Raw genomic sequence first — 24980 nt, 5'->3', positions numbered from 1 at the left:
GTCAGTTCTCCGCGGTCTCGAAGGTGTGGCCGGAGTAGTCGGCGTGGTGCGGGTTCTCCCAGATCACGGTGCCGCCCATGCCGAGGCCGACGCACATGGTCGTCAGGCCGTAGCGCACCTCGGGGTGCTGCTCGAACTGGCGCGCGAGCTGCGTCATGAGGCGCACGCCCGACGACGCGAGCGGGTGGCCCATGGCGATGGCGCCCCCGTACTGGTTGACGCGCTCGTCGTCGTCCGCGATGCCGAAGTGGTCGAGGAACGCGAGCACCTGGACCGCGAACGCCTCGTTGATCTCGAACAGGCCGATGTCGTCGATCGTCAGGCCCGCGGACGCGAGCGCGCGCTCGGTCGCGGGGACCGGCCCGATGCCCATGACCTCGGGGTCGACGCCCGCGTACGCGTACGCGACGAGGCGCATGCGCGCCGGGAGCCCGAGCTCGTCGGCGACGTCGCCCGCGGCGAGCAGGCACGCCGTCGCGCCGTCGGTCAGCGGCGAGGCGTTGCCCGCGGTGACCTTCCCGCCGGGGCGGAACGGGGTCTTGAGGTCGCGGATCGAGTCGACCGTGGTGCCGGGGCGCGGCAGCTCGTCGGCCGTGGCCAGGCCCCACCCGAGCTCGGTCGACCGGGTCGCGACCGGCACGAGGTCGGGGGAGATGTCGCCGTTCGCGAGGGCCTTGGCGTACTTGGCCTGGCTCGCGACGGCGTACGCGTCGGCACGCTCCTTGGTGAGGTGCGGGTACCGGTCGTGCAGGTTCTCGGCCGTCGCGCCCATGACGAGCGCGGAGGAGTCGACGAGGCGCTCGGCGACGAACCGCGGGTTCGGGTCCGACCCCTCGCCCATGGGGTGGTGCCCCATGTGCTCGACACCGCCCGCGACGACGACGTCCTGCGCGCCCACGGCGACGTTCGCCGCGGTGGTCGTGACCGCGGTCATCGCCCCCGCGCACATGCGGTCGATCGCGAAGCCGGGCACCGACTTGGGCAGCCCGGCCAGCACGGCGACGCTGCGGCCGAGGGTGAGGCCCTGGTCGCCGGTCTGCGTGGTCGCGGCGAGCGCGAGCTCGTCGATCCGCTCGACGGGCAGCTCGGGGCGGCGGCGCAGGAGCTCGCGGACCGTCTTCACGGCGAGGTCGTCCGCGCGGGTCTCCGCGTAGATCCCGTCGGGGCGCGCCTTGCCGAACGGGCTACGGACGCCCTCGACGAAGACGACGTCGCGCACGGGGCGTCGGCGCGAGCGCTGGGTAGCCGCCTGGGTGGGTGCCGAGGTGGGAGAGGGGGCCTCGTTGGCCACGGTCATGGCATCTCCATCCGATGCAGATGGTCGGGACGGCGGTGTCCGGAGCGGCACCGCTCGGGGGTCGTACGTGCGATACACGCTACCGCGGGTATCGGGAAAGCACGAGACCGATGCTACGACATGAAGAGACCCGGTATCGCATCGCGCGATACCGGGTCTCTCCGAGGTTCGGGGTGCTCGGGAGCCCGCGTCAGCGGCTCCCGCGGAGCTTGCGCACGACCTTCTTCGCGGTCGGCAAGCCCTTGTTCCACGCGGAGTACCACATCGAGAACGGCACGTCGACGCTGTGCACGAGCTCGTCGTCGTGCTGGGCGAAGCTGCGCTTGAACTCGCTGATCCCGTCGTTGAGCAGACCGTTCATGTCGTACCGGACCAGCCCGGCCTGCTGTGCGAGCGTGATCGCGTGCCACTTCACCGGCGCGTTGGCGCGCAGCTTGCGACCTGCGTCGTTGATCCCGCCGTAGAGCTCGAACGAGGTCGTCGCCGACGACACGCACCACACGAACGACACCGGCGCGCCCTCGGAGAACGCGGCGACGAGCACCGAGTGCTCGCCGAGCTCGCGGTGGATCGCGAGGTAGTACTCGTCGTCGTGCAGCGCGAAGCCCGCGCGCTCGGCGGTCTCGTGGTAGACGGCGAGCACCTGACGCACCTCGGCCTCGTCCGTCACGCGACGCACCTCGAGCCCCGTGCGCGCCGCCTTGCGGATGTCGTACCGCGTCGACTTGCCCATGGCCTTCGTCAGCTCGTCCTCGGACTTCGTGAGGTCGAGGATCAGGGTCACCGGGTAGAGGATCGGGTTCGCCGCGGGGCGGGCGTCGGGCAGCGCGAGGTGCGTGCCGACGGGCCAGTCGGGCTCGATCGTCACGCCCACGCCGCCCACCGTCGTCTTGCACCAGGCGACGACGGCGCGGGTCACGGCGTCGCGCGTCGCGTCGTCGCCCACGCCCGGGCCGGCGCCCCAGCCGTCTCCCGTCGGCGCGATGACGGGCCCGCGGGGCACGTGGCACAGCGCCTTGAACTGCGCCGGGAGCGAGCGCACGAGCACCTGCGCCAGGCCGCGGACGCGGCCGTCGCCGTCCACCGCCTCCACGCGGTGCGGGGTCCAGGCGCCCGTGGCCTTGACCTCGCCCCAGCCCCAGAGCTGCAGGGGGTGGCCGCCGAGCTCGTTCACCCGGGCGTCCCAGGAGGCTCGGTCGGTGACTGTCCGGATCGTCAGGTTCGCGTCGTGCACGCGGACGACCCTACCCTCCCGCTACCGCTCGCCGGCGCGCTCGAACGCGTCCGCGAGGGGCTCTGCGACGAGCCCCACCTGCCACTCGCGCGCCCCGCGGCCGCGCAGGAACGCGGCGATCCCGTCCGCGTCGGCCGGCTCCGGTGGCGTCCAGCACAGGCGCCGGAGCGCGTCGGGCTGGAGCACGTTCTCGACCGGCACGGCGTACCGCTCGGCGAGCTCCTGCACGACGGCGCGCGCCGCCTCGAGCCGTGCCGCGGCACCCGGGTCGCGGTCCGCCCACGCGCGCGGGGGCGGCGGGGCGTCGGTGCGCGGTCCGCGCGTGGTCGGCAGGGCGCTCGCGGGCAGGGCGAGCGCGGCGTCGACCGCGCGCTGCCAGTACGCCGCACGGCGGCGCGTGCCCTTGCCCGCGAACGGCGGGAGCTCGACGAGCTGGCCCGCCGTGCGCGGCAGCGCCTCGGCCGCGGCGACGATCGCGCGGTCGGGCAGGACGCGCCCGGGGGCGATGTCTCGCGCCCGGGCGGTCGCGTCGCGGGCCTCCCACAGGCTCCGGACGACGGCGAGCCGGCGCGGGTCGCGCAGCGTGTGCGTGCCGGACGTCCGGCGCCACGGCTCGGGCCGCGGGGCGGGCGGTCCCGCGGTGCGCACGGCCTCGAACTCCTGCGCCGCCCATTCCGACTTGCCCGCCTCGTCGAGCCGCTCGCCGAGCGCCCGGCGCAGCGGGACGAGCACCTCGACGTCGAGCGCCGCGTACCGCAGCCAGTCCTCGGGCAGCGGTCGGGTCGACCAGTCCACCGCCGAGTGCTCCTTGGCGAGGCCGAGCCCGAGCACCTCGGCGACCACGGCGGCGAGGCCCACGCGCGCCATCCCCAGCAGGCGGGCCGCGATCTCGGTGTCGAACACGCTGGCCGGGACGATCCCGTGCTCCGCGAGCCCGGGCAGGTCCTGCGACGCCGCGTGCAGGACCCACTCGGCGTCGCCGACCGCCTCGCGCAGCGGCGACAGGTCGGGCACGCCGACGGGGTCGACGAGCGCGGTGCCCGCGCCCTCGCGGCGCACCTGGACGAGGTAGGTGCGCTGGCCGTACCGGTAGCCGGAGGCGCGCTCGGCGTCGGCGGCCACGGGGCCGCTCGCGGCGGCGAAGGCCTCGACGACGCGCGCGAACGCGGCGGGCGTGTCGACGACGGGTCCCAGCCCGTCGGACGGCTCCGTCAGCGGGGTGACGACGGTCGGTGCGCGCTCCGCCCCGGGTGCGGGGTCGAGCGGAGGGGGAGCGGGTGCTGCGGTCGAGCTCATGAGCCCACGGTATTGCGTCGCGCAGGGGGTCGAGCACCGAGGGGGGTCACGCCCTCGGGCAACGGCGGCAGACCGGCGGCCGTGCACAGGAGCTGCGACCACGCCGCGAGGTGGTCGCCGAGGTCCGCCGCGCCGGCGCCCTCCGCGGGCACCGGGGTCCACGACGCGCGCATCTCGAGCTCCACGTCGTTGTGCTTGCCGGCGAGCGCGCCGAAGCTCTGCGACAGGACGCGCGTCACCGTGCCGCCCTCCGCGCGGACGGCCGCACCGGCGTCGTGGAGCGCGTCCTCGAGCCACGTCCACGCGACCTCGGCGAGCATGTCCTCCGCCGCCATCTCCGGCTCCAGCGTCGCGCGCACGAGCGTCACGACGCGGAACCGTCCCTCCCACGCCTCCTGGCCCGCCGGGTCGTAGAGGACGATGAAGCGCCCCGACGCGAGGTCGGGGTCGTCGGAGCGGTCGGCCTCGACCTCGCCCGTGAGCGCGACCGACCACGGCGCGATCCGGCGCGGGGCGGGAACTTCGCGCAGCGTCACCTCGGGTCGCAGCCGCCGCGCGCCGAGGGCGTCGAGGACGGCACGGAACTCCGGGGGAGCGTCGGTCCCGTGAGGGGTGGTCACCCCGGCACAGTACGAGCGGGAGGGGCGGGACGGACGCACGCCGCGCGGGTGTCATCGAATCGTGACCCCGACTTCGTCACGATCCCTGCGGGTGACCGGATCGTGGCACCCCCGGGGCGCGACGGCGCCCGAGGACTAGGCTGGCAGCGTATCCATCCCCGGTGCACCCGGCCGCGCGCCGCGCCCGGCTCGGTTCCGCGCCCTCCCGCGCGCAGCCGTCGTGCGCCGGGACCGACCCCCGAGGAGCAGGGAAGCAGATGTCAGCACGCGCACAGATCGGTGTGACCGGACTCGCCGTCATGGGTCGCAACCTGGCCCGCAACTTCGCCCGGCACGGCTACACGGTCGCGGTGCACAACCGCTCGTACGCCAAGACCGAGTCCCTGATCGCCGAGGCGGGCACCGAGGGCGACTTCGTCCCGTCGGAGTCGATGGCGGACTTCGTGGCCTCGCTCGAGCGCCCGCGCAAGGTCGTCATCATGGTCAAGGCCGGCGCGGCCACCGACGCCGTCATCGACGAGCTCGTGCCGCTGCTCGAGGAGGGCGACATCGTCGTCGACGCCGGCAACGCGCACTTCCCCGACACGATCCGCCGCGAGAAGGCGCTCGCGGCGCTGGGCCTGCACTTCGTGGGCACCGGCGTCTCGGGCGGCGAGGAGGGCGCGCTCAACGGCCCGTCGATCATGCCGGGCGGCACGCGCGAGTCCTACCAGAGCCTCGGCCCCATCCTCGAGGACATCTCGGCGAAGGTCGACGGCGTGCCGTGCTGCACCTACGTCGGGCCCGACGGCGCCGGCCACTTCGTCAAGATGGTGCACAACGGCATCGAGTACGCCGACATGCAGCTCATCGCCGAGGCGTACGACCTGCTCAAGCAGGGGCTCGGCGCGTCCGCGCAGGAGATCGGCGAGATCTTCGCGCAGTGGAACACGGGCGACCTCGAGTCGTTCCTCATCGAGATCACCGCGGACGTGCTCCAGCACGTCGACGCGGAGACCGGCAAGGCGTTCGTCGACGTCGTGCTCGACCAGGCGGAGCAGAAGGGCACCGGCCGCTGGACGGTGCAGAACGGCCTCGACCTCGGCGTGCCGATCACCGGCATCGCCGAGGCGACGTTCGCCCGCGCGCTGTCCGGCTCGGTCCCGCAGCGCGAGGCGGGTCGCGCCGCGCTGCCCGCCGACGCCGCGGCGTGGGACGTGCAGGACCGCGACGCGTTCGTCGAGGACGTGCGTCTCGCGCTCTACGCGTCGAAGGTCGTCGCCTACTCGCAGGGCTTCGACCAGATCGCGGCCGCGTCGGCCGAGTACGGCTGGGACATCGACCGCGGCGCGATGGCCCGCATCTGGCGCGGTGGCTGCATCATCCGGGCGCGCTTCCTCAACCGCATCACCGAGGCGTACGAGCGCGACGCGCAGCTCCCGCTGCTCCTCGCCGACGAGTACTTCACGGGCGCGGTCGGCAACGGCCTCGCGGCGTGGCGTCGCGTCGTGGCCCAGGCCGCCCTGAACGGCGTGCCGACGCCCGCGTTCTCGTCGTCGCTCGCCTACTACGACGGCGTGCGGGCCGAGCGCCTGCCCGCCGCGCTCATCCAGGCGCAGCGCGACTTCTTCGGCGCGCACACCTACCGCCGCGTCGACAAGCCGGGCGTGTTCCACACCGAGTGGTCGGGCGACCGGACCGAGTCCGACGCCTGACGTCCCTCCCGACGTCCCGACGGCGGTCGTCGTGCTCCGGCGCGGCGGCCGCCGTCGTGCGTCCCGGTCCGCACGTCCCTGCGAGTCCGCCGACGTGGCAGGCTAGGCCGCGCGGGCCGCTGCGTCGGCCCCCACACCTGACGCCGGACGACACGGAGAACGATGAGCCGCCACCCGCAGGACGCGACCGCGACGAGGATGCTCGCCGACCGGACGGGCACCGACCCGGCCGACTGGTTCCTCGTCTTCAAGGCCCGCTACGGGATGGAGGTCGTGTTCCGCGCGCTCGCCGAGGCCCGTGGCCCGGGCGACGTGGTCACCCAGGTGTTCACGTGCTCGACGGCGGTCGACCCGGTGCTCGTCGCCGGGCTGCGGCCCGTCTACGCCGAGGTGTCCCCGGCGACGGTCGCGATCGACCCCGAGCGGCTCGCCCTCGGCCCGGCCACGCGGGCGGTCGTGCTGCAGAACACGTTCGGCATCGTCGACGAGCTGGCCGCGCGTCGCCTGCGCGACGCCGCGCGCTCGGTCGGTGCGCTGCTCGTCGAGGACAGCGCGCACTGCGTGGGGCGCCTCGCGCGGGACGCCGACGGCACGCCCGTCGCGGACGTCTCGTTCCACTCGTTCGGCGTCGAGAAGCTGCTGCCCACGCGGTTCGGCGGGGCGGTGTGGGTGAGCCCCGCGCTCGACCCGGCGCTGCGCGCGGCGACGGTGGCGGCGCTCGACGCGCTCCCCGTCGTCGGGAAGCGGCTCGACCTCGCGGCGCGCAGCTTCCGCACGCAGGTGCGCGTGCTCAACCGTCTCCCCGGTGCGGCCGCGGGGAAGGTGCGCGGTGCGCTCACGGCCGTCGGCGCCTACGAGCCGGCGATCGCCCCCGTGGAGAACCGGGGCGGGCTCGCGCACCCGCCGCAGCGGCCGTCCGCGTGGGTGGTGGACCGCATGGTCGACGCGCTGCGCTCCAGCGGCGACACCGAGGCACGGCGCGCCGACACGGTCGCGGAGTACGTGCGCGGGCTCTCCGACGTCGTCGAGGTGCCGGCGGGGATCGGGGAGCGCGCGCCGCTCGTGCGGTTCCCGTTCTTCGCGCCCGACGCCGCGACCGCCGACCGCCTGGTCGCCGAGCTCACGGCCGCCGGGTTCTACGTCGGGAAGTGGTACCGGCCGGCGCTGTTCCCGGGCCCGGACGACCCCGCGGTGTACGGGTACACGCCGGGCGACCCCGGGCTCGCGACGACGGAGGACCTCGTCGCGCGCGTCGTGAACCTCCCGACCACGGTCGGCGTCGCGACGGCGCGCCGCGTCGTCGAGGCCGTCCGGTCCGCCCTGGGCGCCTGAGCCCCACGACCAGGCGGTCCACGTCGGCCGACCAGGTGGTCCCGGCGCGTCCGCGACACCGGACGAGCCGGGACCACCTGGTCGGCGCAGGACCTCCCGGGGCTACGCCGACGGGCGCGAGCGCGCGAACTTCACGTAGTCGAGCGTGTGGCGCAGGTCCACGCGCCACACGTCGAGGCGGCGGCGCAGGCTGCGGTCGGGTGCGTACCGCAGGGTGTGCCACACGCCGTGCTTGCGTGCCTTCTTCACGCGGTGGCGCAGCGACACCGGCACGAGCGCCCGGACGACCGGGTAGGGCACGTTGACCCACAGGCGCGCGTCCGACGTGACCTGCTCGGGCAGCTCGCGCCCGTACACGAGGTCCTCGACGTAGCAGCGCGCGAGGTTGCCGCCCGCGGCCATCGTGTAGAAGCTCGCCGCGCCCTGGCGCAGGTTGACCTCGAGGATCTTGCTCGTGCCGGTGCGGCGGTCGTACATGACGTCGAGGTTGGCGGCGCCGACGTAGCCGAGGCTGTCGAGCAGGTGCCGGATCGACTCCGTGAGCCGGTCGTCCTTCATCGTCACGACCGCGTTGTAGTTCCCGACGAGCTTCGGGTCGTACTCGCCGAGCACGATCTGGGCCGCCGACAGGAACCGCAGGCGGCCGTGGCGGTCGGAGTACGTGTTGACCACGCGCATGACCGACTCGTCGCCCGCGAGGTACTCCTGGACGATGAGGTCGTCCGTGTACCCCGCGGCGTAGATGCGGCGGCCGACGTCGCGCAGCTCCGCCGCGTCCTGGACCAGGTACACCTTCTTCTTGCCCTCGAACCGCAGGCGCGGGTAGGTGTCGGTGTCGGCCGGCTTGAGGATGAGCGGGTACGGGAAGGGGAGGTCCTCCCCGAAGCCGGGGGCGTCGACGTCGGCCGCCGTGGCGATCACCGTCTCCGGGTGCGGCACGCCGAGCTCCGCGCACGTGCGCGCGAAGTCCGTCTTGTTCATGAGGCGCGCGGCCAGCTCCTCGCCGACGAGCGGGATGACGTAGAGGTCCTCGAGCTCGGCCCGGTGGGCGATCACGACGTTCGTGTAGAACTCGATGTTCGCGATGAGCAGGCGCTTGCGGCCCGGGAACTCCTCCGCGAGCTCTCGCAGGACCGCGACGATGCGCTCGGGGTCGTCGAAGTCCCGGTAGGTGCGCACGTCGACGATGCGGGAGTCCGCCGTCTCGCGCAGGGGGAAGCGGCCCAGGGCCAGCGTGCGGACGCCGTACGCCTCGTGCAACGACCTCGCGATGTTGTAGGTGTTGAGGTTGGTCCCCAGGACGATGGGGAGGAACTCGGCGTTGCCGTACGTCATCGCGGAGGGTCGTCCGTTTCTCTTCGGGTCGGCGGGCGTCCGCCATCCTACGGTCCGCGCGGCCCGCGCCCCGGGACGCGGGAGCCGTAGGATCCACGGGTGACGTCGCGACCGGACCAGGACCACGCCCAGCCCCTCGTCGGAGTGCTCGGGGGTGTCGGGCCGCTCGCCACGGCCTACTTCCTCCAGCTCCTCGTCGCGCTCACGGAGGCCGAGCGCGACCAGGACCACGTCGACGCCGTCGTGCTCAACCACGCGACGATCCCCGACCGCACGGACTTCATCCTCGGGCGGTCCGACGCCGACCCCGGCCCGGTGCTCGCGCGGGACGCGGAGCGGCTCGAGCGCTTCGGCGCGGACTTCCTCGTCATGCCGTGCAACACCGCGCACTACTTCACGCAGCAGGTGCTCGACGCGATCAGCGTCCCGTTCGTGTCCATCATCGACACGACGGTCGACGCGGCACGGGCGCGGGTCGACGACCTGCGCGCGGTCGGCCTGCTCGCCACGGCGGGGACCGCGGCGTCGGGCGTGTACCAGGACGCGTTCGCACGCCACGGCGTCGAGGCGCTCGTGCCCGACGACGCCGACCAGGCGCTCGTCTCGCAGATCATCTACGAGCAGGTGAAGGCGGGGCGGCCCGTCGACATCGAGACGTTCCGTGCCGTCGCGGGCCGGCTCGTCGAGCGCGGGGCCCAGGTGATCGTGCTGGGCTGCACGGAGCTGTCCGTGGTCGCCGTCGACCACGACCTGCTCGCCGACCCGCTCTACCTGGACTCGACCGACCAGCTCGCCCGCGCGACGATCCGCCGCGCCGGGCACCGCGTCCGCGGGGCATGACCCCGCGGCTCCGACGACCGCCGGGCCGGCCGGTGCGCTCGTCGGCCCGACGAGCGGCGGGTCAGCCCAGCTCGCTCGTGCCCGAGTAGAGGTGCAGCACGGGGACGTGCAGCTCCTCGCGCGCGCGGGAGGCCCAGTCGGTGTGGAACGTGTCCTCGACCGCGTGCGGGTAGGTCACGACGACGATCTCGCGCGCCCCGCCGGAGGCGACGGCCGTGCGCAGCGCCGGCAGCGGGTCGTCGTCGACGACCACGCCGTCTGCCTCGCGGCCCGCCGCGCGGAGCTCGGCCACGCTGCGCTCGAGCTGCTCGCTCGCCTCCGCCTTGGCCGTCGTGGGCGAGGGCTCGCGGCCCAGGACCTCGTCCCACGCCTCCTTGAGCTCGCCCACGCTGAGGTGGTCGATGATCCCCGAGATGACGTTGCGCTCGGTGTCCGCCGGGACCAGCACCCGGTAGGCGAGCTGCTCGTCCTGGTGCAGCGACAGGATGTGCTGCACGTCGGCCGGGTTGAGCGTGTCTTCGGTCAGGACGAGGATCGTGTCGGTCACGCGGGTCAGCCTAGCGGGAGGAGCCAGCGCGCGGCGGTCGTACCGGCGGGCGACCCGGGCCGGTCCTCGGGGGCGTACAGCAGGTGCCCGAGGCGCGCCCCACGGGGGAGCGCCGTCGTCGCCGCCGGTCTCGCGGCACCGGCGACGATCCGGGTCGGGCCGGGCCCCACGAGGGTCGGGGTGGTCGTGACGCACAGCTCGTCGACGAGGTCCGCGGCGAGGAGGTCCGCCAGCAGCGACGGGCCACCCTCGGCGAGGACGCGCGTCAGGCCGCGCCCGGCGAGCGCGGCGAGTCCTGCGGCGAGGTCGAGCGCGTCGCCCGGCTCGCGCGTGTCGTCGGCCGCGTCCTGCCCGACGACGAGCACCCGGTCCGCGGGCACGTCCCCCCGGGCCGTGGCCGCCCCGGCGGGACCGGTCAGCACGAACGGCGGGCGGTCCGTCCCGGTGAGCGTCGGGGGCACGCGGCCGCTCCGGCTGACGACGGCGAGCTCGAGCGGGGCGTCGTGCAGGTGCCGCAGCCCGCGGGGCCGGTCGAGCGGCGTGTACGCCTCCGCGCGCGCGGTGCCCGCCCCGACGAGCACCACGTCCGCCAGCGCCCGCAGGACCCGGAACACGCGCCAGTCCGCGTCGTCGTTGATCGACCCCGACCGCTCGTCGGGACCCCACGCCGCGCCGTCGACGCTCGCGACCAAGTTCGCCCGGACGACGCTCGCCCCGCGGACCGGGGTCCCGTAGGCGTAGAGCGCGGCGAGCCGGTCCTCGCGCGGGTCGGGCGGGAGGTGCTCCGCAGCGGGCAGGAGCACGTCGAGCGCGGGGAGGTCGGTGCGCCCGGCGACGGGCGGACCCGGCCCCTCGGGCGGGGTGGTGGTCGAGGTCACAGCGGCCAGGCTAGCCGCAGGCGTAGGCTGGATCCTCGTGACTGCGCCCGCCTCCGGTGGTTCCTCGGCCCCGGCAGCCCTCCCCGGCACCGCCCGCGCGTCGGCCTCCTCGCCGACCCCCGGCCGGCCCGGGCCCGTCCGTGCCCTCGCCGACGTCCGGCCCTCCGTGCCCCCGGCCCGGCTCCTCGCCGACCTCGTGCCCCCGCGGCACTTCGCCGACGCGCGCTTCTCGACCTACCGCGCCAACCCCGCCTACCCGAGCCAGGCGCGCACCGTCGCGCGGCTCGAGGAGGTCGCGGCCGCCGTCGTGAAGCCCGCGCGCAAGGGCCTGTTCGGCGCCCGGAAGCAGACCGCGCCCGCGGTGTACATGGACGGCGGGTTCGGCGTCGGCAAGACCCACCTGCTCACCTCCCTCGCGCACGCGGTGGGACTCGACGTCAGCGCGTACGGCACGTTCGTCGAGTACACGAACCTCGTCGGCGCGCTCGGCTTCCGGGCGACCGTGGACGCGCTCGCCACGAAGAAGCTCGTGTGCATCGACGAGTTCGAGCTCGACGACCCGGGTGACACCGTCCTCATGTCCCGGCTCCTGCGCGAGCTCGCGGACCGTGGCGTCGCGCTGGCCGCGACGTCGAACACGCTCCCCGAGGCGCTCGGCGAGGGCCGCTTCGCCGCCGAGGACTTCCTGCGCGAGATCCAGGCGCTCGCGGCCCGGTTCGAGGTGCTGCGCGTCGACGGCGAGGACTACCGGCACCGTGCGGTCGTCACGGACTCCGCGCCGCTGCCCGAGGCCGACGTGCGGACGGCCGTCACGGGCCGGCCCGGCGCGACCCTCGACGCGTTCGACGACCTGCTCGCGCACCTGTCGCAGGTCCACCCCAGCCGGTACCGGGCGCTGCTCGACGGCGTCGAGGTCGTCGCGCTCACGGGCGTGCACCCCGTCACCGAGCAGTCCGCGGCGCTGCGCCTCGTCGTGCTCGTCGACCGCCTCTACGACCGCGACGTGCCCGTGCTCCTCGCCGGGACCGGCGCGTACACGGGGGAGCGGAGCCTGTTCACCGAGGAGATGCTGCGCGGCGGGTACCGCAAGAAGTACTACCGCGCGCTGTCGCGGCTCGGCGCGCTCGCGGAGGACGGCCGCACTGTCGCGCGCGGCGCGGCCTGAGCGTCACGTCGCCGCGAGGCGCGCCTTCTCGACCGCGACGTCGAAGTCGGCCGGGGGCCACCCGAGGTCGAGGCCGCGCAGCGCGTCGAGCAGGAGCTCGCTCACCGCGAGGCGCGCGAACCACTTCCGGTCGGCCGGGACCACGTGCCACGGCGCGACGTCGGTGCTCGTCCGGTCGAGGACGGCCTGGTACGCCTCCTGGTAGGCGGGCCACTTCTGGCGCGAGTCGACGTCGTTCGGGTTGTACTTCCAGAACTTGTCCGGGCGCTCGAGCCGTTCCATGAGCCGCGCGCGCTGCTCCTCGTAGGAGACGAGCAGCGCGACCTTGACGATCGTCGTGCCCGCCGCGGCGACCTCGGCCTCGAAGCGGTTGATCTCGTCGTAGCGCGCCTCCCAGACCTCGGGCGGCACGAGCGCGTCGACGCGCGCGACGAGCACGTCCTCGTAGTGCGACCGGTCGAAGACGCCGATGTACCCGGGCTCCGGCAGGGCGCGCCGGATCCGCCACAGGAAGTCGTGCCGCCGCTCTTCGGGCGTCGGCACCCCGAACGAGCGGTGCGCGACACCCTGCGGGTCGACGAGCCCGACGACGTGCCGCACGATCCCGCCCTTGCCCGCCGTGTCCATGCCCTGCAGCACGAGGAGCACCGACCGCGACCCGCCCGATCGGCCCTCGGCGAACAGGCGCTCCTGCAGCTCGGACAGCTCGTCCGCGTGCTGTGCCACGAGGGCCTTCCCGGCGTCCTTGTCGCCGGTGAACCCCGGCGTCGACGCGCGGTCGAACGTCGCGAGGTCGAAGCCCTCCGGCACCCGGAGCGCCTGCGCCGGCGGCACCTCCCAGGCGCTCTCGGCGCCCCGGTCGCGCGCGGCCTTCGTCTTCGTCGTCGTCGCCATGGGCGCGAGCGTAGTCACACCCGCGACAGCACGGCGACCGAACGCGCGGGCAGGTCGACGTGGTGCCGGCCCGCCCGCGTCGCCGGGTCCCAGGCGGCGAGCACGCGCGGCGTGCCGCCGAGGGCGAGCCGCAGCCGCCGCGAGGAGTCCCCGAGGTTCACCGCGACCGCGACGGTGCGTCGGTCCACGACGAACGCGGGCCCGCCGTGCGGGGCGGCGCCCGTCGTCGGCTCCTCGCCCGACGCGTCGTCGTCCGCGCCGCCCGGCCCGTGGACGCGCACGAGCGAGAGGTCGCCCGAGCGCACGTCGGGCCGTGACCGCAGGGTCACGAGGTCCCGGTACCAGGCGAGCAGCCGGGCGTGCTCGCCCCGCTCCCGCTCGGACCAGTCGAGCACGCTCGCGTCCCGCGTCGAGCGCGCCTGCGGGTCGGGCACGGGGTCGCCGCCGCCCCACCCGTGGTCGGCGAACTCGGCCGCGCGGCCCGCGCGGACCGCCTCCGCGAGCTCCGGCTCGGCGTGGTCCGTGAAGAACTGCCACGGGGACGACGCGCCCCACTCCTCGCCCATGAACAGCAACGGCGTGAACGGCGACACGAGCACGAGCGCCGCGGCCGTCGCGAGGCCGCCGCCGTCGAGCGTGGCCGACGTCCGGTCGCCCTGCGCGCGGTTGCCCACCTGGTCGTGGTTCTGCGAGCTCACGACGAACGCGTGGCCGTCGGTCCCGGCCGGGACCGGCTGCCCCCAGTCGCGTCCCCGGAACGTCGAGTACGTGCCGTCGTGCACGAACACGCCCGTGAGCGCCTTGCGCAGCACCGCGACCGACCCGAAGTCGACGTAGTAGCCCTGCCGCTCCCCGGTCAGCAGCGCGTGCACGGCGTGGTGGACGTCGTCCGCCCACTGGGCGCGCATCCCGCGCCCGCCCTGCTCCACGCCCGTCACGGTCGCCGGGTCGTTCTCGTCCGACTCGGCGACGAGCGTCAGCGGCCGCCCGAGCTCCTGCTCCACGCGCTCCACCCGCCGCGCGAGCTCCGCGAGGAGGTGCGTGGGGGAGTCGTCGACGAGCGCGTGCACCGCGTCGAGCCGCAGCGCGTCCACGTGGAACTCGACGAACCAGCGCTCGGCGTTGTCGATCACCCACTCGCGCACCTCCCGGCTGCCCGGGCGGTCGAGGTTCACGGCCGAGCCCCACGGGGTCGTGTGCGCGTCCGTGAAGTACGGGCCGAACTCCGGCAGGTAGTTCCCCGACGGGCCGAGGTGGTTGTAGACGACGTCGAGCACCACCGCGAGCCCCCGGGCGTGCGCGGCGTCCACGAACCGCTGGAGCGCGCGCGGGCCGCCGTACGGCTCGTGCACGGCGTACAGGTGCACGCCGTCGTAGCCCCAGCCCCGCTCGCCGCCGAACGCCGCGACCGGCAGGAGCTCGACCGCACCGACGCCCAGCTCGACCAGGTGGTCGAGCCGGTCGATCGCCGCGTCGAGCGTGCCCTGCGGCGTGAACGTCCCGACGTGGAGCTCGTAGAGCACCTCGCCGCGCACGTCGCGCCCGGACCACGCGGCGTCCGTCCACGCGAACGCCGGGTCGAACGTGCGGCTCGGGCCGTGCACGCCGTACGGCTGCCACGGGCTGCGCGGGTCCGGACGGCCCGGGCCCCCGTCGACCGAGTACCCGTAGTCCGTGCCCCACGGCAGCTCGTGGTCGTAGCCCCACCAGCCCGGCACGTGCGCCCCCACGAGGCGCAGCGGGAGGCGCTCGGCGCCGTCGAACGTGCCCGCGCCCTGCTCCGGCAGGAGCAGCTCGACGCTGCGCGCCGTCGGCGCCCACACGATCGGCCGGGGCCCCGGCACGGCGAGCAGAGGTGTCGCCTGCGGTGCGGGGACGCGCGGGGGCGGGACGGGGGTGCCTGCCGTCATGGCGCGCCGCCCTCGCCCGTCGCGGCGGTGCTCGCGGGGGAGCCCGGCGCGACGAGGAGCGCGACCGGCAGGTCGGCGAGCAGGTCCGCGACCCGGACGGTCCCGGCCGGGTGCTCGCGCCCGGTGAGCACGTCGACCCACGTGCCCGTGCCCGCGGGGAGCGCGACGACGTGGTCGCGCCACCTGCCGAGGCGGTCGACCGTCCCGGCGAGCCGGGTCGCCACCGTGACGACGTGCGCGACGGCCGCCTCGTCCGTGCGCTCGCCACCGGACGCTTGGTCGGGCGCGGCCCCACCGGCGGAGGTACCGACCGGTGCGGTGCGCGCGAACGCGAGCGCGCACGGCGTCGACGACGCGACGGGCGCGTACCCGGCCCCGGTGCCGACGAACGCGGCGGCGAGGGCCCGGCGCACGCGCAGGGCGCGTGCCGTGACGAGCAGCTTCTCGTCGGCGAGCGTCCGTGGGGGCGCTCCGCCGTCGAGCCGCGCGAGGCGCTCGGTGAGGTCGTCGACGTCCACGGGGCGGCGGTTGTCCGGGTCGACGAGCGTGGGCGCGTACGACTCGGCGCCCTGGTAGACGTCCGCGACGCCCGGGGCCGTGAGCCGCGTGAGCGTGATCCCGAGGCTCGCGGCGCGCAGCTCCTCGCGGTGCTCGCGCGCCCACCGGGCGAACGCCCCGGTGACGGCCGGGTCGGCGAGCGCGCGCCGCGCGAGCTCGGCGACGGCCTCCTCGTACGCCTCGTCGGGGCTCGTCCACGACGTCGCGACCTTCGCCTCGCGCAGCGCCTTGCGCAGGTAGTCGACGAGCCGGTCGGGCGCGATCGCGGCGTCCGACGTGCCGGCGGGCGCGTCGTCCGACGTGACCACGTCGGGGAGCCACGTCCCGGCGACGGTCTGCCACAGCAGGTTCTCGGCGAGACCGTCGACGAGGACACCGCGGTAGGGGGCGGTCGCCGCGCGCACCTCCTCCACGAGACGCGACCACGCGCCCGCGTCCTCGGACAGCACGCCGAGGGCCGCACGCGTGTCCTCGCCACGCTTGGTGTCGTGCGTCGACCCCGCCGTGAGGGCGTGCGGGGTGAGGGCGGCGAACCGCTGCGCGAACGCGTGCCAGTCGTGCACGCCGAGGCTGAACCGGTCCGGCTCGCCCCCGACCTCGCACAGGCTCACGAGCTCGGTCCAGCGGTAGAACGCCGTGTCCTCGACGCCCTTCGCCGTCACGGCGCCGCACACCTGCTGGAAGCGCACGACGAGCTCGTCGCGGCGCGCCTCGCGCCGCCGTCCCGCGCTCCCGACCTCGCGGCCGAGCACGAGGTCCACGACGACGGCGAGCGTCTCCGCGCGCTGCGGGTCGAGCCGTGCGCGGGCGCGCTCGGCCGCCTCCTCGACGGCCCGGACCGCCTCGTGCCGCGGCGGGGTGCCCGGCACCACGTACGCTCGGTAGCGGTCGAACGCGACGAGCAGCTCGCGCAGGCACTGGTGCAGGCCGCGCCACGTGTGGTCGCGCAGGCGCGGGTCGTCGTGGCAGACGGCGGCCGCCAGGTCCGTGAGCCGGTGCACCTCCGCGTAGAGGGGCCCGGCGACGACCTCGCGCTTCGCCTCCTCGACGAGCGCACCGAGACCGCCCGGTGCCGCGCCCGTGAGGCGCGTCATCACGGCGTCGAGGCCCGACCGGCCGCCCGGGTCGACGAAGAGCTGCTGCAACCGCCACGCGACGTCGTAGCCCGTCGTCCCCACGGTCGCCCAGTCGGGCGGCACCTGCTCCTCGCCCGCGAGGATCTTCTCGACGACGACCCACGCGCCGTCGGTGCGGTCCGCGAGGCGCTGCAGGTACTGCGCCGGGTCCGCGAGACCGTCGGGGTGGTCGATGCGCAGGCCGTCGACGACCCCGGACGTGACGAGGTCGAGCACGAGCGCGTGCGTCGCGTCGAACACCTCCTCGTCCTCGACCCGGACCGCGACGAGCGAACCGACGTCGAAGAAGCGGCGGTAGTTGAGCTCCTCGTCGCCCACGCGCCAGTAGGCCAGGCGGTAGTGCTGGCGCTCGACGAGCTCCGCGAGCGGGAGGTCCTCGGTCCCGGCGCGGACGGGGAACACGTGGTCGTAGTAGCGCAGGACGCGCCGGGGGCCGGGGGTGCCCGGGACCTCGACCTCGTCCAGCACGATCTCGCCCGCCGCGAGCACGTCGCCGAGGCGCGCGCCGAGGACGGGCATGAGGACCGCGCCCTCGCCCGCGGACCAGTCGACGTCGAACCACCGGGCGTACGGCGAGGCGGAGCCGTCCTCGAGCACGGACCACAGCGCGCGGTTGTGCCACGCGGGCGTGGGGACCGCCATGTGGTTCGGGACGACGTCGAGCACCATCCCCAGGCCCGCGCCGCGGGCCGCCGCCGCGAGCCGTCCGAGGCCCTCGCGCCCGCCGAGCTCGGCGCTGATCCGCGCGTGGTCGACGACGTCGTACCCGTGGGTCGACCCGGGCGCCGCCTGGAGCACGGGCGAGAGGTAGAGGTGCGTCACGCCGAGCGTCGCGAGGTACGGCACCTGGCGCGCGGCGTCGTCGAACGTGAGGTCGGGGCCGAGCTGCAGCCGGTACGTCGAGACCGGGACGCGCGGCGGCGCGCCGGGCGTGCCGCCGGGGGAGACGGCGGTCATCGCAGCGGCGGGCGGGTCAGGACGACGACGCTGCGGCCCGTCACGGACACGGTCTCCCCGGGCTGCAGCACCTCGCCGACGTCGACCGTGCCGTCGGTGTCCAGCACGACGTCCCAGCTCTGCCCGTACGCCGCCGGCGGCACCGTGAAGTCCAGCGCGTCGGAGTGCGCGTTGAGCAGCAGCAGGAACGAGTCGTCGACGATGGGCTCGCCCCGGCGGTCCTGCTCGGGGATCGCGTCGCCGTTGAGGAACACCATGACGGTGCGGGCGTAGGCGTGGTCCCAGTCCTGCTGGTCCATGCGCGAGCCGGTGATGTCGAGCCACTCGATGTCCGGCAGGTCGTCGGGACCCTCGGGCGTGCCCGGCTCCGCGCCGTCCTGCCGGCCCACGAAGAACCGCCGACGGTGCAGCACCGGGTGGTCGCGGCGCAGCCAGACGACGCGGCGCGCGAAGTCGAGGAGCGCGGCCCGCTCGTCGTCGAGGCCCTCCTCGCCGCCCCAGTCCATCCAGGTGATCTCGTTGTCCTGGCAGTAGCCGTTGTTGTTGCCGCGCTGCGTGCGGGCGATCTCGTCGCCGTGCGCGAGCATGGGCACGCCCTGCGAGAGCAGCAGCGTGGCGAGGAAGTTCCGCCGCTGGCGAGCGCGCAGCGCCCGCACGTCGGGGTCGTCCGTCGGGCCCTCGACCCCGCAGTTCCAGGACCGGTTGTGGCTCTCGCCGTCGTTGTTGTCCTCGCCGTTCGCCTCGTTGTGCTTCTCGTTGTACGACACGAGGTCGTCGAGCGTGAAGCCGTCGTGCGCGGTGACGAAGTTGATCGACGCGATGGGCTTGCGCCCGCCGTGCTCGTAGAGGTCGGACGAGCCCGTGAGCCGGCTCGCGAACTCGGGCAGCGTCGAGGGCTCGCCGCGCCAGAAGTCGCGCACCGTGTCGCGGTAGCGCCCGTTCCACTCCGTCCACAGGGGCGGGAAGCCGCCCACCTGGTAGCCGCCGTCGCCGAGGTCCCACGGCTCGGCGATGAGCTTGACCTGGGAGATGACCGGGTCCTGCTGCACGATGTCGAAGAACGCCGAGAGGCGGTCGACCTCGTGGAACTGGCGCGCGAGCGTGGCCGCGAGGTCGAAGCGGAAGCCGTCGACGTGCATCTCGGTGACCCAGTAGCGCAGCGAGTCCATGATGAGCTGGAGCACGTGCGGCGAGCGCATGAGCAGCGAGTTGCCCGTGCCGGTCGTGTCGAAGTAGTGCGCCTCGTCGCCGTCCACGAGCCGGTAGTAGGCCTTGTTGTCGATGCCGCGGAAGCTCAGCGTCGGTCCGAGGTGGTTGCCCTCGGCGGTGTGGTTGTAGACCACGTCGAGGATGACCTCGATGCCCGCCTCGTGCAGCGCCTTGACCATGGTCTTGAACTCCATGACCTGCTGCCCGCGCGTCCCGTAGGCCGCGTACCCGTTGTGGGGCGCGAAGAACCCGATGGTGTTGTAGCCCCAGTAGTTCGACAGCCCCTTCTCGACGAGCGTGGGGTCGTTGACGAACTGGTGCACGGGCATGAGCTCGACCGCGGTGACGCCCAGCGTCACGAGGTGCTCGATGACGGCCGGGTGCGCCATGCCCGCGTAGGTGCCGCGCAGCTCGTCCGGGACGTCCGGGTGGAGCATCGTCATGCCCTTGACGTGCGCCTCGTAGACGACGCTGTCGTGGTAGTCCCGGTTCGGCGGGCGGTCGTGGCCCCAGTCGAAGAACGGGTTGATGACGACGGACATCATCGTGTGCCCGGCCGAGTCGTCGTCGTTGAGCGGGGGAGCCGGCGGGGGCGCGTCGTCGTCCTCGCCCTCGGCGGGCTCGTCGGCCTGCGCGGCCTCGTCCGCGTCGGCGAACCGGTACGAGAACAGCGACTCGTCGCCGTCGATCTGTCCCTCGATCGCCTTCGCGTACGGGTCGAGCAGGAGCTTCGCCGGGTTGCAGCGGTGGCCGTTCGCGGGGTCGTAGGGGCCGTGCACGCGGTAGCCGTACCGCGTGCCGGGGCCCTTGCCGGGGAGGTAGACGTGCCAGACGTGCGCGTCGATCTCCTCGACGTCGACGCGGGTCTCGTTGCCGTCGTCGTCGAAGAGGCAGAGCTCGACGCGCTCCGCGATCTCGGAGAACAGCGCGAAGTTGGTCCCCGTGCCGTCGTACGTGGCACCGAGGGGGTAGGGGTGGCCTGGCCAGGTCTGCATGCCCCTGAGGATGTCACGGGGTCCTGTTCGCTGTCGTCGCAGGAGACCCCTCGGTGACGCGATCGATCTCGGCCGGGTTCTCGGGCCGCCCGCACCGCCAGTAATAGTGTGCCAAGCGGCGGTCGTGTCGGTGGTCGCCGCCGGCGGACGACGCACCGACCAGCGCGGAGGCGGACGGCCGTGCATCGTGAGACCGGACCTGGTAGACCCGTGCCATGAGCACCCACGCACACCACCGCGACGACCTCAACCAGTCCGACATCGCGTCCGCCCGGCTCTCCCCGCGCCGCGAGGACGAGGGGGAGGCGTCGGGCGACGTGCTCACCGGCGGAGACGCGACGAAGGCGCCGCAGTCGCTCTCGGAGAACGAGCGTCGGCCCATCGACGGCGCGTCCTCGGGTACGTCCTGGGACGACCCCGACGAGCTCTAGCTCGTCGTCACGACGGCGGGCGCGTCAGTCGACGCGCGGCAGGCGGTCGGCGTCGACCGCGATGAGCCGCGGCATCCCCGCGGGGGCGACGGCGCTGAGGGCGAGGTAGCGCGCCTCCGCCCGGTGCAGGCGGATGTGCTCGTCGACGGTCCAGTCGGGACCGTTGGTGAGCGGCATGCCGCACGAGCAGTCGATGGTCACGCGCCCGCCCGCGTCCTCGCGGACCTGCCCGATCGTCACGTGCGCCGACCGCGCGTCCGCCTTGGCCCGGCGCATGCTCGCGCTCACGGGCTCGGGCCGGGGGGCCTGGGGCGGGGGCGAGGAGGGTGCGTCGGTCACGGGTTCCGAGCCTAGACGCCGCCGGGTCCTTGCCGCACCCGCCGTGGCGGGGCGCCTCAGTGCGTGTGCGCGATCCCCAGCGCGTGCGCCCGCTCGTGCTCGCGCTCGGCCGCCTCGCGCGCGGCGATGCGCGCACGGACCTCCTCGCGACGCAGAGGCGGGACCGTCGTCGGCGGGTTGCGGCGCTCGGGCAGCTCGCCGAGCAGGCGCGCGACGACCGCCGTCACCTCGTCGACCGCGCGCTCGAACGGCTCCTCGGTCGCGGCGCTCGTGCGCTGGATGCCCGTGACCTTCCGGACGAACTGGCGCGCGGCCGCCTCGATCTCCTCATCGGTCGCGGGCGGCTCGAGGCCGCGCAGGGTCGTGATGTTCCGGCACATCCCTCGACGCTACGTGCGTGTGAGGAGCGCCACAAGGGCGACCGGGGTCAGGCGAGACGGGCGGTCACCGCGAGGTCCTCGCCCACCTCGACCCGCACGTCCGCCACGCGCACCCCCGGCGGCAGGTCGGCCGCGAGGTCGACGTGGCGCCCCTCCACCTTCGCCAGCTCGCCGCGCGCCACCACGAGCAGCGCCGCGACGACGGGGTTGCGGCTCGACAGCTCGAGGTCGCGGACGGTGAGCACCATGCGCGCGTCGACCTCGGCGGTCCCGGTCGCGCGCACGCTCGCCGAGAGCAGCCCCTTGCGCACGCGGGCGAACGCCTGGAGCGACACCGTGCGCGGGCCCGTCGCGACGAGGTCGACGTCGAGCGAGGCCAGCGTGAGGCCGATGTTCTGCAGCTCGGTGGCGACGATCCTCCGCGCGGTCGCGAGGACCGCCTCGCGCGGGGCCGAGACGCGGACGTGCCCTCCCAGGGGTGCGGAGTCGTCGGGCTCCACGCCCTCGACGGCGAGCGAGCCGTCGGCGCCCTCGACCCAGCGGAAGCGCAGCCCGTCGACCTCGGCCGTGACGTCCACCGGGACGTCGTCCACGAGGAGCGGGTGCGCGTCCACCCGGAGCCGTCGCACCACCGCGTCCTCGCGCGAGCGGACGTGCTCGACGTCGACCGTCGGGGAGGCGCTGCCCCCGGCCGAGGACGCCGGGCGGTCCGCCCCGACGCGGACCCGGACGCCCGTGACGTCGACGTCGAGGCGGGCGACGTCGGGGCCGTCGAGCTCGGCGTCGAGCCGGACGGCCGTCGCGCCCTCGACCTCGGGGCCCAGCGTGCCGAGGACGGCAGGCCGCAGGCGCGCGAGCAGCTCGGGTGCGGTCGTGGGACGCGGGGCCGCGCCGAGCGGCAGGACGTCGTGGGCGGGGCGCTGGTCGGGCATGCGCCGAGAGTAGACGACGAAGGCCGCCCCGGCGCCGGGACGGCCTTCTCATGGTGGGCGATACTGGGATCGAACCAGTGACCTCTTCCGTGTCAGGGAAGCGCGCTACCGCTGCGCCAATCGCCCGGGTGCTGCATACGAGGTGGAGATGGGATTCGAACCCACGTATACGGCTTTGCAGGCCGCTGCCTCGCCTCTCGGCCACTCCACCTTGAGACGCGTCCTCTCATGCTCCCGGGGGAGCAGGCCAGAGAGTGGGCCTCCGAGCGGATGACGGGACTCGAACCCGCGACCCTCACCTTGGCAAGGTGATGCTCTACCAACTGAGCCACATCCGCGCGGCCGATCCGTCGAGAACTCTCACGAGCCCCGTGGTGATCGGCGCGAAGCACATACTAGCCGACTTCCGCCCGGACCCGTGCATCCGGTCCAGGTGATGGTCGGCGCGAGAGAGGCCGCTCCGGACGGTGCCGGGGCGGCCTCTCTCGTCGTGCTCGTGGGCGATACTGGGATCGAACCAGTGACCTCTTCCGTGTCAGGGAAGCGCGCTACCGCTGCGCCAATCGCCCCAGAGGGGTGGTGCTGTTGCGAGGTGGAGATGGGATTCGAACCCACGTATACGGCTTTGCAGGCCGCTGCCTCGCCTCTCGGCCACTCCACCGCGACCTGCCCTCCGCCACCACGAGGGCGGCAGGAGGGTGGGCCTCCGAGCGGATGACGGGACTCGAACCCGCGACCCTCACCTTGGCAAGGTGATGCTCTACCAACTGAGCCACATCCGCGCGGCCGGACCCTGGAGCTTCGGGGAGCGTTTCCCCCGGCCCTCCGGCGTTCCGGCGCGTCCCAGACATTAGTCCACGTTCGCGTCCGGCGTCCAACCGGCTCCACCGAGCCTCCAGCCGCTGCTCGGCGGTCGGGGTCCGGGCGGAGGGTGCGCCCTGGGTAGCGTGGTCCCGTGCCAGGACCTGGGAGAACGCCCGCGCCAGGGCTCGCTCGCTTCGCCGGGCGTGCCGCGACCGGCGTGCTGGAGTCGGTCGACCTCCGGTGCGAGCCGGAGCGGCTGGCCGACGACGGGCCGTGGTTCGTGGTCGCCGACTTCGACGGCCCCGGCCGGGGCGGCAGGGCGCGCGCGTGGCGGTTCGCCGAGCGGCTCGACCCGTCGGACCTCGACGCCGCCACACACGCGGGAGCAGAGCTCGACACGTGGCACGGGCCCGATCCGTCCGCGTGGTGCAGCTCGCTGGACCGGGCCGGCTACGAGGCCGCCGTCGCGCGCGTGCGCGACGAGGTCCGGGAGGGCGAGGTCTACCAGGCGAACGTCTGCCGCGTGCTGGCCGCTCCGCTCGTCGGGCCGGACGGCGGCGAGCCCGACGCCCTGGCCCTGGCGCGTCGTCTCGCCCGGGGCAACCCCGCTCCCTACGGGGGCGTCCTGCACGTGCCGGCGGCGTCCGGCGTCGACCCGGTGTGGGTCGTCAGCGCGTCGCCCGAGCTGTACCTCCGGGTCGCGGAGGGCGCGGTGGCGTCCGGGCCCATCAAGGGCACCGCCCCGACGCCCGGGGGGCTCACGGCCAAGGACCGGGCCGAGAACGTGATGATCACCGACCTCGTGCGCAACGACCTCCAGCGCGTGTGCGACCCGGGGACCGTCGAGGTCACCGACCTGCTCGCGGTCGAGCAGCACCCCGGCCTCGCCCACCTCGTGAGCACCGTGACGGGACGCCTGCGCGCCGGTCTCGCGGGGTCCGCCGCGCTGTGGCCCGCGCTGCTCGAGGCCACCTTCCCCCCGGCGTCCGTGTCCGGGGCGCCCAAGTCGTCCGCGCTGCGGATCATCGACGCGCTGGAACCCGTGCCGCGCGGGCCCTACTGCGGCGCGATCGGCTGGGTCGACGGGGACGAGGCCGTGCTCGCCGTCGGGATCCGGACGTTCTGGTGGACCGCCGGCGTCCTGCGCTTCGGCACCGGCGCCGGGATCACCTGGGGGAGCGACCCCGCGCGCGAGTGGGAGGAGACGGAGCTCAAGGCGCACCGCCTCGTCGGCCTCGCCTCGGGCACACTGGAGCCATGAGCACCCCTGCCGCCACGACACCGACGTCCGCGAGCCCCACCGAGAACCTCGTGATCTGGGCCGACGGGCGCCTCGTGGCACCCGGCGAGGTCGCGCTCAGCGCGGTCGACCACGGCGTGACGGTCGGCGACGGCGTGTTCGAGACGTGCGCCGTGTTCGACGGCCGCGCCTTCGCGCTCACGCGCCACCTGCGCCGGCTCGCGCGGTCCGCCGCCGGGCTCGGCCTGGACGCGCCGGACGAGCGACGCGTGCTCGACGGCGTCGAGGCCGTGCTCGCCGAGGCGGACGCGCGCACGCGCGCCGGTGCCGGGCCGGTGGGCCGGCTGCGCATCACGGTGACGGCCGGCGTCGGCCCGCTCGGGTCCGGGCGCACCCCCGGCGAGCAGACCGTCGTCGTCGCGGTCGGTCCCGCGGTCATCCACCCCGCCGGCCGCGCGGTGCGGTCGCCCTGGACCCGGAACGAGCGCTCCGCCGTCGCGGGGCTCAAGACGACGTCGTACGCGGAGAACGTCGTGGCGCTCGCCGACGCCGTGGGCAAGGGCGGCGACGAGGCGCTCCTCGCGAACACGGCCGGCGACCTGTGCGAGGGCACGGGGGCGAACGTCTTCGTCGAGCGCGGGGGCGAGCTCGTCACCCCGCCGCTGTCCTCGGGCTGCCTCGCGGGCATCACGCGCGAGCTGCTCCTCGAGTGGGCAGCGGAGGACGGTCTGCCCGCGCGCGAGGCGCGCCCCGGCGAGCTCCCGTTCACCGTGCTCGACGAGGTGACCGCGGGGGAGTCGGCGCTGCTGCTCACCGGCTCCGTGCGCAACGTCCAGCCGGTGACCTGGCTCGACGGCGCGGAGGTGGCCGCGGGGGAGCTCTCCGTGGCGGCGCGGGACCTGTTCGAGCGGCGTCGTGGCGAGCGTCTCGACCCGTGACGGCGGCCGGTTTTTCGAT

General features: G+C 74.6%; 21 protein-coding genes and 6 tRNA genes. 7 read left to right on the top strand and 20 right to left on the bottom strand.

The features are described 5' to 3' along the window. Position 1 precedes the first annotated feature (1 nt). The 4 genes from ABIE39_RS04260 to ABIE39_RS04245 all read right to left on the bottom strand — a co-directional run bounded on the left by ABIE39_RS04260 (position 2) and on the right by ABIE39_RS04245 (position 4447). Positions 2-1297, bottom strand: a complete 1296-nt coding sequence (locus tag ABIE39_RS04260; RefSeq protein WP_051028501.1) for a thiolase family protein — start codon at positions 1295-1297, stop codon at positions 2-4. A 190-nt stretch (positions 1298-1487) separates the two neighbouring features. Continuing rightward, positions 1488-2531 (bottom strand): lipid II:glycine glycyltransferase FemX, encoded by a 1044-nt coding sequence (locus tag ABIE39_RS04255; RefSeq protein WP_354050569.1) that lies wholly within the window; start codon positions 2529-2531, stop codon positions 1488-1490. A gap of 21 nt (positions 2532-2552) precedes the next feature. After that, positions 2553-3827 (bottom strand): HRDC domain-containing protein, encoded by a 1275-nt coding sequence (locus ABIE39_RS04250; protein ID WP_175008627.1) that lies wholly within the window; start codon positions 3825-3827, stop codon positions 2553-2555. Next, positions 3824-4447, bottom strand: a complete 624-nt coding sequence (locus ABIE39_RS04245) for a DUF3000 domain-containing protein (RefSeq protein ID WP_074806118.1) — start codon at positions 4445-4447, stop codon at positions 3824-3826. The genes ABIE39_RS04250 and ABIE39_RS04245 overlap by 4 nt, the downstream gene beginning before the upstream one ends. A gap of 257 nt (positions 4448-4704) precedes the next feature. On the opposite strand from ABIE39_RS04245, the gene gnd reads away from it, so the two are divergent. Both gnd and ABIE39_RS04235 read left to right on the top strand, forming a co-directional pair. After that, positions 4705-6141 carry an NADP-dependent phosphogluconate dehydrogenase gene (gnd, locus tag ABIE39_RS04240; RefSeq protein WP_061268192.1) on the top strand — a complete coding sequence of 479 codons (1437 nt, stop codon included), beginning with the start codon at positions 4705-4707 and terminating at the stop codon, positions 6139-6141. Positions 6142-6303: 162 nt separating this feature from the next. After that, positions 6304-7473 carry a DegT/DnrJ/EryC1/StrS family aminotransferase gene (locus ABIE39_RS04235; RefSeq protein WP_175008626.1) on the top strand — a complete coding sequence of 390 codons (1170 nt, stop codon included), beginning with the start codon at positions 6304-6306 and terminating at the stop codon, positions 7471-7473. Positions 7474-7575: 102 nt separating this feature from the next. Here ABIE39_RS04235 and ABIE39_RS04230 read toward each other — a convergent pair whose 3' ends face one another. Continuing rightward, complete coding sequence (locus ABIE39_RS04230; protein WP_209829131.1) at positions 7576-8808, bottom strand: carboxylate--amine ligase; 1233 nt, start codon at positions 8806-8808, stop codon at positions 7576-7578. A gap of 99 nt (positions 8809-8907) precedes the next feature. Here ABIE39_RS04230 and cuyB point away from each other — a divergent pair, with 99 nt between their 5' ends. Further along, complete coding sequence (gene cuyB, locus ABIE39_RS04225; protein ID WP_074806127.1) at positions 8908-9648, top strand: cysteate racemase; 741 nt, start codon at positions 8908-8910, stop codon at positions 9646-9648. A 61-nt stretch (positions 9649-9709) separates the two neighbouring features. On the opposite strand, the gene ABIE39_RS04220 is transcribed toward cuyB, so the two are convergent. Together ABIE39_RS04220 and ABIE39_RS04215 are read right to left on the bottom strand one after the other, a co-directional pair. Continuing rightward, positions 9710-10195, bottom strand: a complete 486-nt coding sequence (locus ABIE39_RS04220; RefSeq protein WP_175008623.1) for a putative universal stress family protein — start codon at positions 10193-10195, stop codon at positions 9710-9712. Positions 10196-10200: 5 nt separating this feature from the next. Beyond that, positions 10201-11073: a dihydrofolate reductase family protein gene (locus ABIE39_RS04215; protein ID WP_354050565.1), complete on the bottom strand. Its 873-nt coding sequence runs from the start codon at positions 11071-11073 to the stop codon at positions 10201-10203. A 37-nt stretch (positions 11074-11110) separates the two neighbouring features. Between ABIE39_RS04215 and zapE the strand changes: the two genes are divergently transcribed. Then, positions 11111-12238 carry a cell division protein ZapE gene (gene zapE, locus ABIE39_RS04210; RefSeq protein WP_074806129.1) on the top strand — a complete coding sequence of 376 codons (1128 nt, stop codon included), beginning with the start codon at positions 11111-11113 and terminating at the stop codon, positions 12236-12238. A 3-nt stretch (positions 12239-12241) separates the two neighbouring features. Here the strand turns inward: zapE and ABIE39_RS04205 are convergent, their stop codons facing one another. From ABIE39_RS04205 to glgX, 4 genes are read right to left on the bottom strand one after another with little or no spacing between them, the layout of a single operon-like run. After that, positions 12242-13132 carry a PPK2 family polyphosphate kinase gene (locus ABIE39_RS04205; RefSeq protein ID WP_175008622.1) on the bottom strand — a complete coding sequence of 297 codons (891 nt, stop codon included), beginning with the start codon at positions 13130-13132 and terminating at the stop codon, positions 12242-12244. A 14-nt stretch (positions 13133-13146) separates the two neighbouring features. Further along, the gene (treZ, locus tag ABIE39_RS04200; protein WP_354050563.1) at positions 13147-15042 is read right to left on the bottom strand and encodes a malto-oligosyltrehalose trehalohydrolase; all 1896 of its coding nucleotides are present in this window, start codon (positions 15040-15042) and stop codon (positions 13147-13149) included. Continuing rightward, positions 15039-17693 carry a malto-oligosyltrehalose synthase gene (gene treY, locus ABIE39_RS04195; protein WP_209829136.1) on the bottom strand — a complete coding sequence of 885 codons (2655 nt, stop codon included), beginning with the start codon at positions 17691-17693 and terminating at the stop codon, positions 15039-15041. Before treY ends, treZ begins: the two co-directional genes overlap by 4 nt. After that, entirely contained in the window at positions 17690-19897 is a 2208-nt protein-coding gene (gene glgX / locus ABIE39_RS04190) for a glycogen debranching protein GlgX (protein WP_209829137.1), read from the bottom strand. The genes treY and glgX overlap by 4 nt, the downstream gene beginning before the upstream one ends. Before the next feature lie 215 nt (positions 19898-20112). On the opposite strand from glgX, the gene ABIE39_RS04185 reads away from it, so the two are divergent. Continuing rightward, a complete protein-coding gene (locus tag ABIE39_RS04185; protein ID WP_074806138.1) occupies positions 20113-20328 on the top strand; it encodes a hypothetical protein in 216 nt (71 codons plus the stop codon). A gap of 24 nt (positions 20329-20352) precedes the next feature. On the opposite strand, the gene ABIE39_RS04180 is transcribed toward ABIE39_RS04185, so the two are convergent. The 9 genes from ABIE39_RS04180 to ABIE39_RS04140 form a co-directional block, all read right to left on the bottom strand. Continuing rightward, positions 20353-20667 carry a hypothetical protein gene (locus ABIE39_RS04180; RefSeq protein WP_354050560.1) on the bottom strand — a complete coding sequence of 105 codons (315 nt, stop codon included), beginning with the start codon at positions 20665-20667 and terminating at the stop codon, positions 20353-20355. A gap of 56 nt (positions 20668-20723) precedes the next feature. Beyond that, positions 20724-21047, bottom strand: coding sequence for a DUF2277 domain-containing protein (locus tag ABIE39_RS04175; protein WP_175008618.1), 324 nt, complete (start codon positions 21045-21047; stop codon positions 20724-20726). 47 nt (positions 21048-21094) lie between these two features. After that, positions 21095-21979: a serine/threonine-protein kinase gene (locus ABIE39_RS04170; protein WP_114553557.1), complete on the bottom strand. Its 885-nt coding sequence runs from the start codon at positions 21977-21979 to the stop codon at positions 21095-21097. Between the two features lie 51 nt (positions 21980-22030). Then, a tRNA-Val gene (locus ABIE39_RS04165) sits at positions 22031-22105 on the bottom strand. Positions 22106-22119: 14 nt separating this feature from the next. Then, positions 22120-22190, bottom strand: a tRNA-Cys gene (locus ABIE39_RS04160). Between the two features lie 54 nt (positions 22191-22244). Beyond that, positions 22245-22317, bottom strand: a tRNA-Gly gene (locus tag ABIE39_RS04155). 159 nt (positions 22318-22476) lie between these two features. Continuing rightward, positions 22477-22548: transfer RNA gene (locus ABIE39_RS04150), tRNA-Val, on the bottom strand. Positions 22549-22569: 21 nt separating this feature from the next. Next, positions 22570-22640: transfer RNA gene (locus ABIE39_RS04145), tRNA-Cys, on the bottom strand. A 48-nt stretch (positions 22641-22688) separates the two neighbouring features. Further along, positions 22689-22761 (bottom strand) — tRNA-Gly (locus ABIE39_RS04140). Between the two features lie 173 nt (positions 22762-22934). Here ABIE39_RS04140 and ABIE39_RS04135 point away from each other — a divergent pair. Both ABIE39_RS04135 and ABIE39_RS04130 read left to right on the top strand, forming a co-directional pair. Next, positions 22935-24044: a chorismate-binding protein gene (locus ABIE39_RS04135; protein WP_209829139.1), complete on the top strand. Its 1110-nt coding sequence runs from the start codon at positions 22935-22937 to the stop codon at positions 24042-24044. Beyond that, positions 24041-24961, top strand: coding sequence for an aminotransferase class IV (locus tag ABIE39_RS04130; protein ID WP_175008616.1), 921 nt, complete (start codon positions 24041-24043; stop codon positions 24959-24961). Before ABIE39_RS04135 ends, ABIE39_RS04130 begins: the two co-directional genes overlap by 4 nt. Positions 24962-24980: the final 19 nt, after the last annotated feature.

It is taken from the genome of Cellulosimicrobium sp. 4261 (genome assembly GCF_040546915.1).
Lineage (GTDB): Bacteria > Actinomycetota > Actinomycetes > Actinomycetales > Cellulomonadaceae > Cellulosimicrobium > Cellulosimicrobium cinnabarinum.
Note: the sequence above shows the minus strand (reverse complement) of the source record. Positions and strands in the feature narration are given on the sequence as shown.

What these genes read in the sequence shown, in the direction of transcription:
- ABIE39_RS04175 (WP_175008618.1), bottom strand. Translation starts at nt 21,047, where the DNA reads ATGTGCCGGAACATCACGACCCTGCGCGGCCTCGAGCCGCCCGCGACC.
- gnd (WP_061268192.1), top strand. Translation starts at nt 4,705, where the DNA reads ATGTCAGCACGCGCACAGATCGGTGTGACCGGACTCGCCGTCATGGGT.
- ABIE39_RS04250 (WP_175008627.1), bottom strand. Translation starts at nt 3,827, where the DNA reads ATGAGCTCGACCGCAGCACCCGCTCCCCCTCCGCTCGACCCCGCACCC.
- treZ (WP_354050563.1), bottom strand. Translation starts at nt 15,042, where the DNA reads ATGACGGCAGGCACCCCCGTCCCGCCCCCGCGCGTCCCCGCACCGCAG.
- glgX (WP_209829137.1), bottom strand. Translation starts at nt 19,897, where the DNA reads ATGCAGACCTGGCCAGGCCACCCCTACCCCCTCGGTGCCACGTACGAC.
- ABIE39_RS04185 (WP_074806138.1), top strand. Translation starts at nt 20,113, where the DNA reads ATGAGCACCCACGCACACCACCGCGACGACCTCAACCAGTCCGACATC.
- ABIE39_RS04230 (WP_209829131.1), bottom strand. Translation starts at nt 8,808, where the DNA reads ATGACGTACGGCAACGCCGAGTTCCTCCCCATCGTCCTGGGGACCAAC.
- ABIE39_RS04170 (WP_114553557.1), bottom strand. Translation starts at nt 21,979, where the DNA reads ATGCCCGACCAGCGCCCCGCCCACGACGTCCTGCCGCTCGGCGCGGCC.
- ABIE39_RS04205 (WP_175008622.1), bottom strand. Translation starts at nt 13,132, where the DNA reads ATGGCGACGACGACGAAGACGAAGGCCGCGCGCGACCGGGGCGCCGAG.
- ABIE39_RS04235 (WP_175008626.1), top strand. Translation starts at nt 6,304, where the DNA reads ATGAGCCGCCACCCGCAGGACGCGACCGCGACGAGGATGCTCGCCGAC.
- treY (WP_209829136.1), bottom strand. Translation starts at nt 17,693, where the DNA reads ATGACCGCCGTCTCCCCCGGCGGCACGCCCGGCGCGCCGCCGCGCGTC.
- ABIE39_RS04260 (WP_051028501.1), bottom strand. Translation starts at nt 1,297, where the DNA reads ATGACCGTGGCCAACGAGGCCCCCTCTCCCACCTCGGCACCCACCCAG.
- ABIE39_RS04130 (WP_175008616.1), top strand. Translation starts at nt 24,041, where the DNA reads ATGAGCACCCCTGCCGCCACGACACCGACGTCCGCGAGCCCCACCGAG.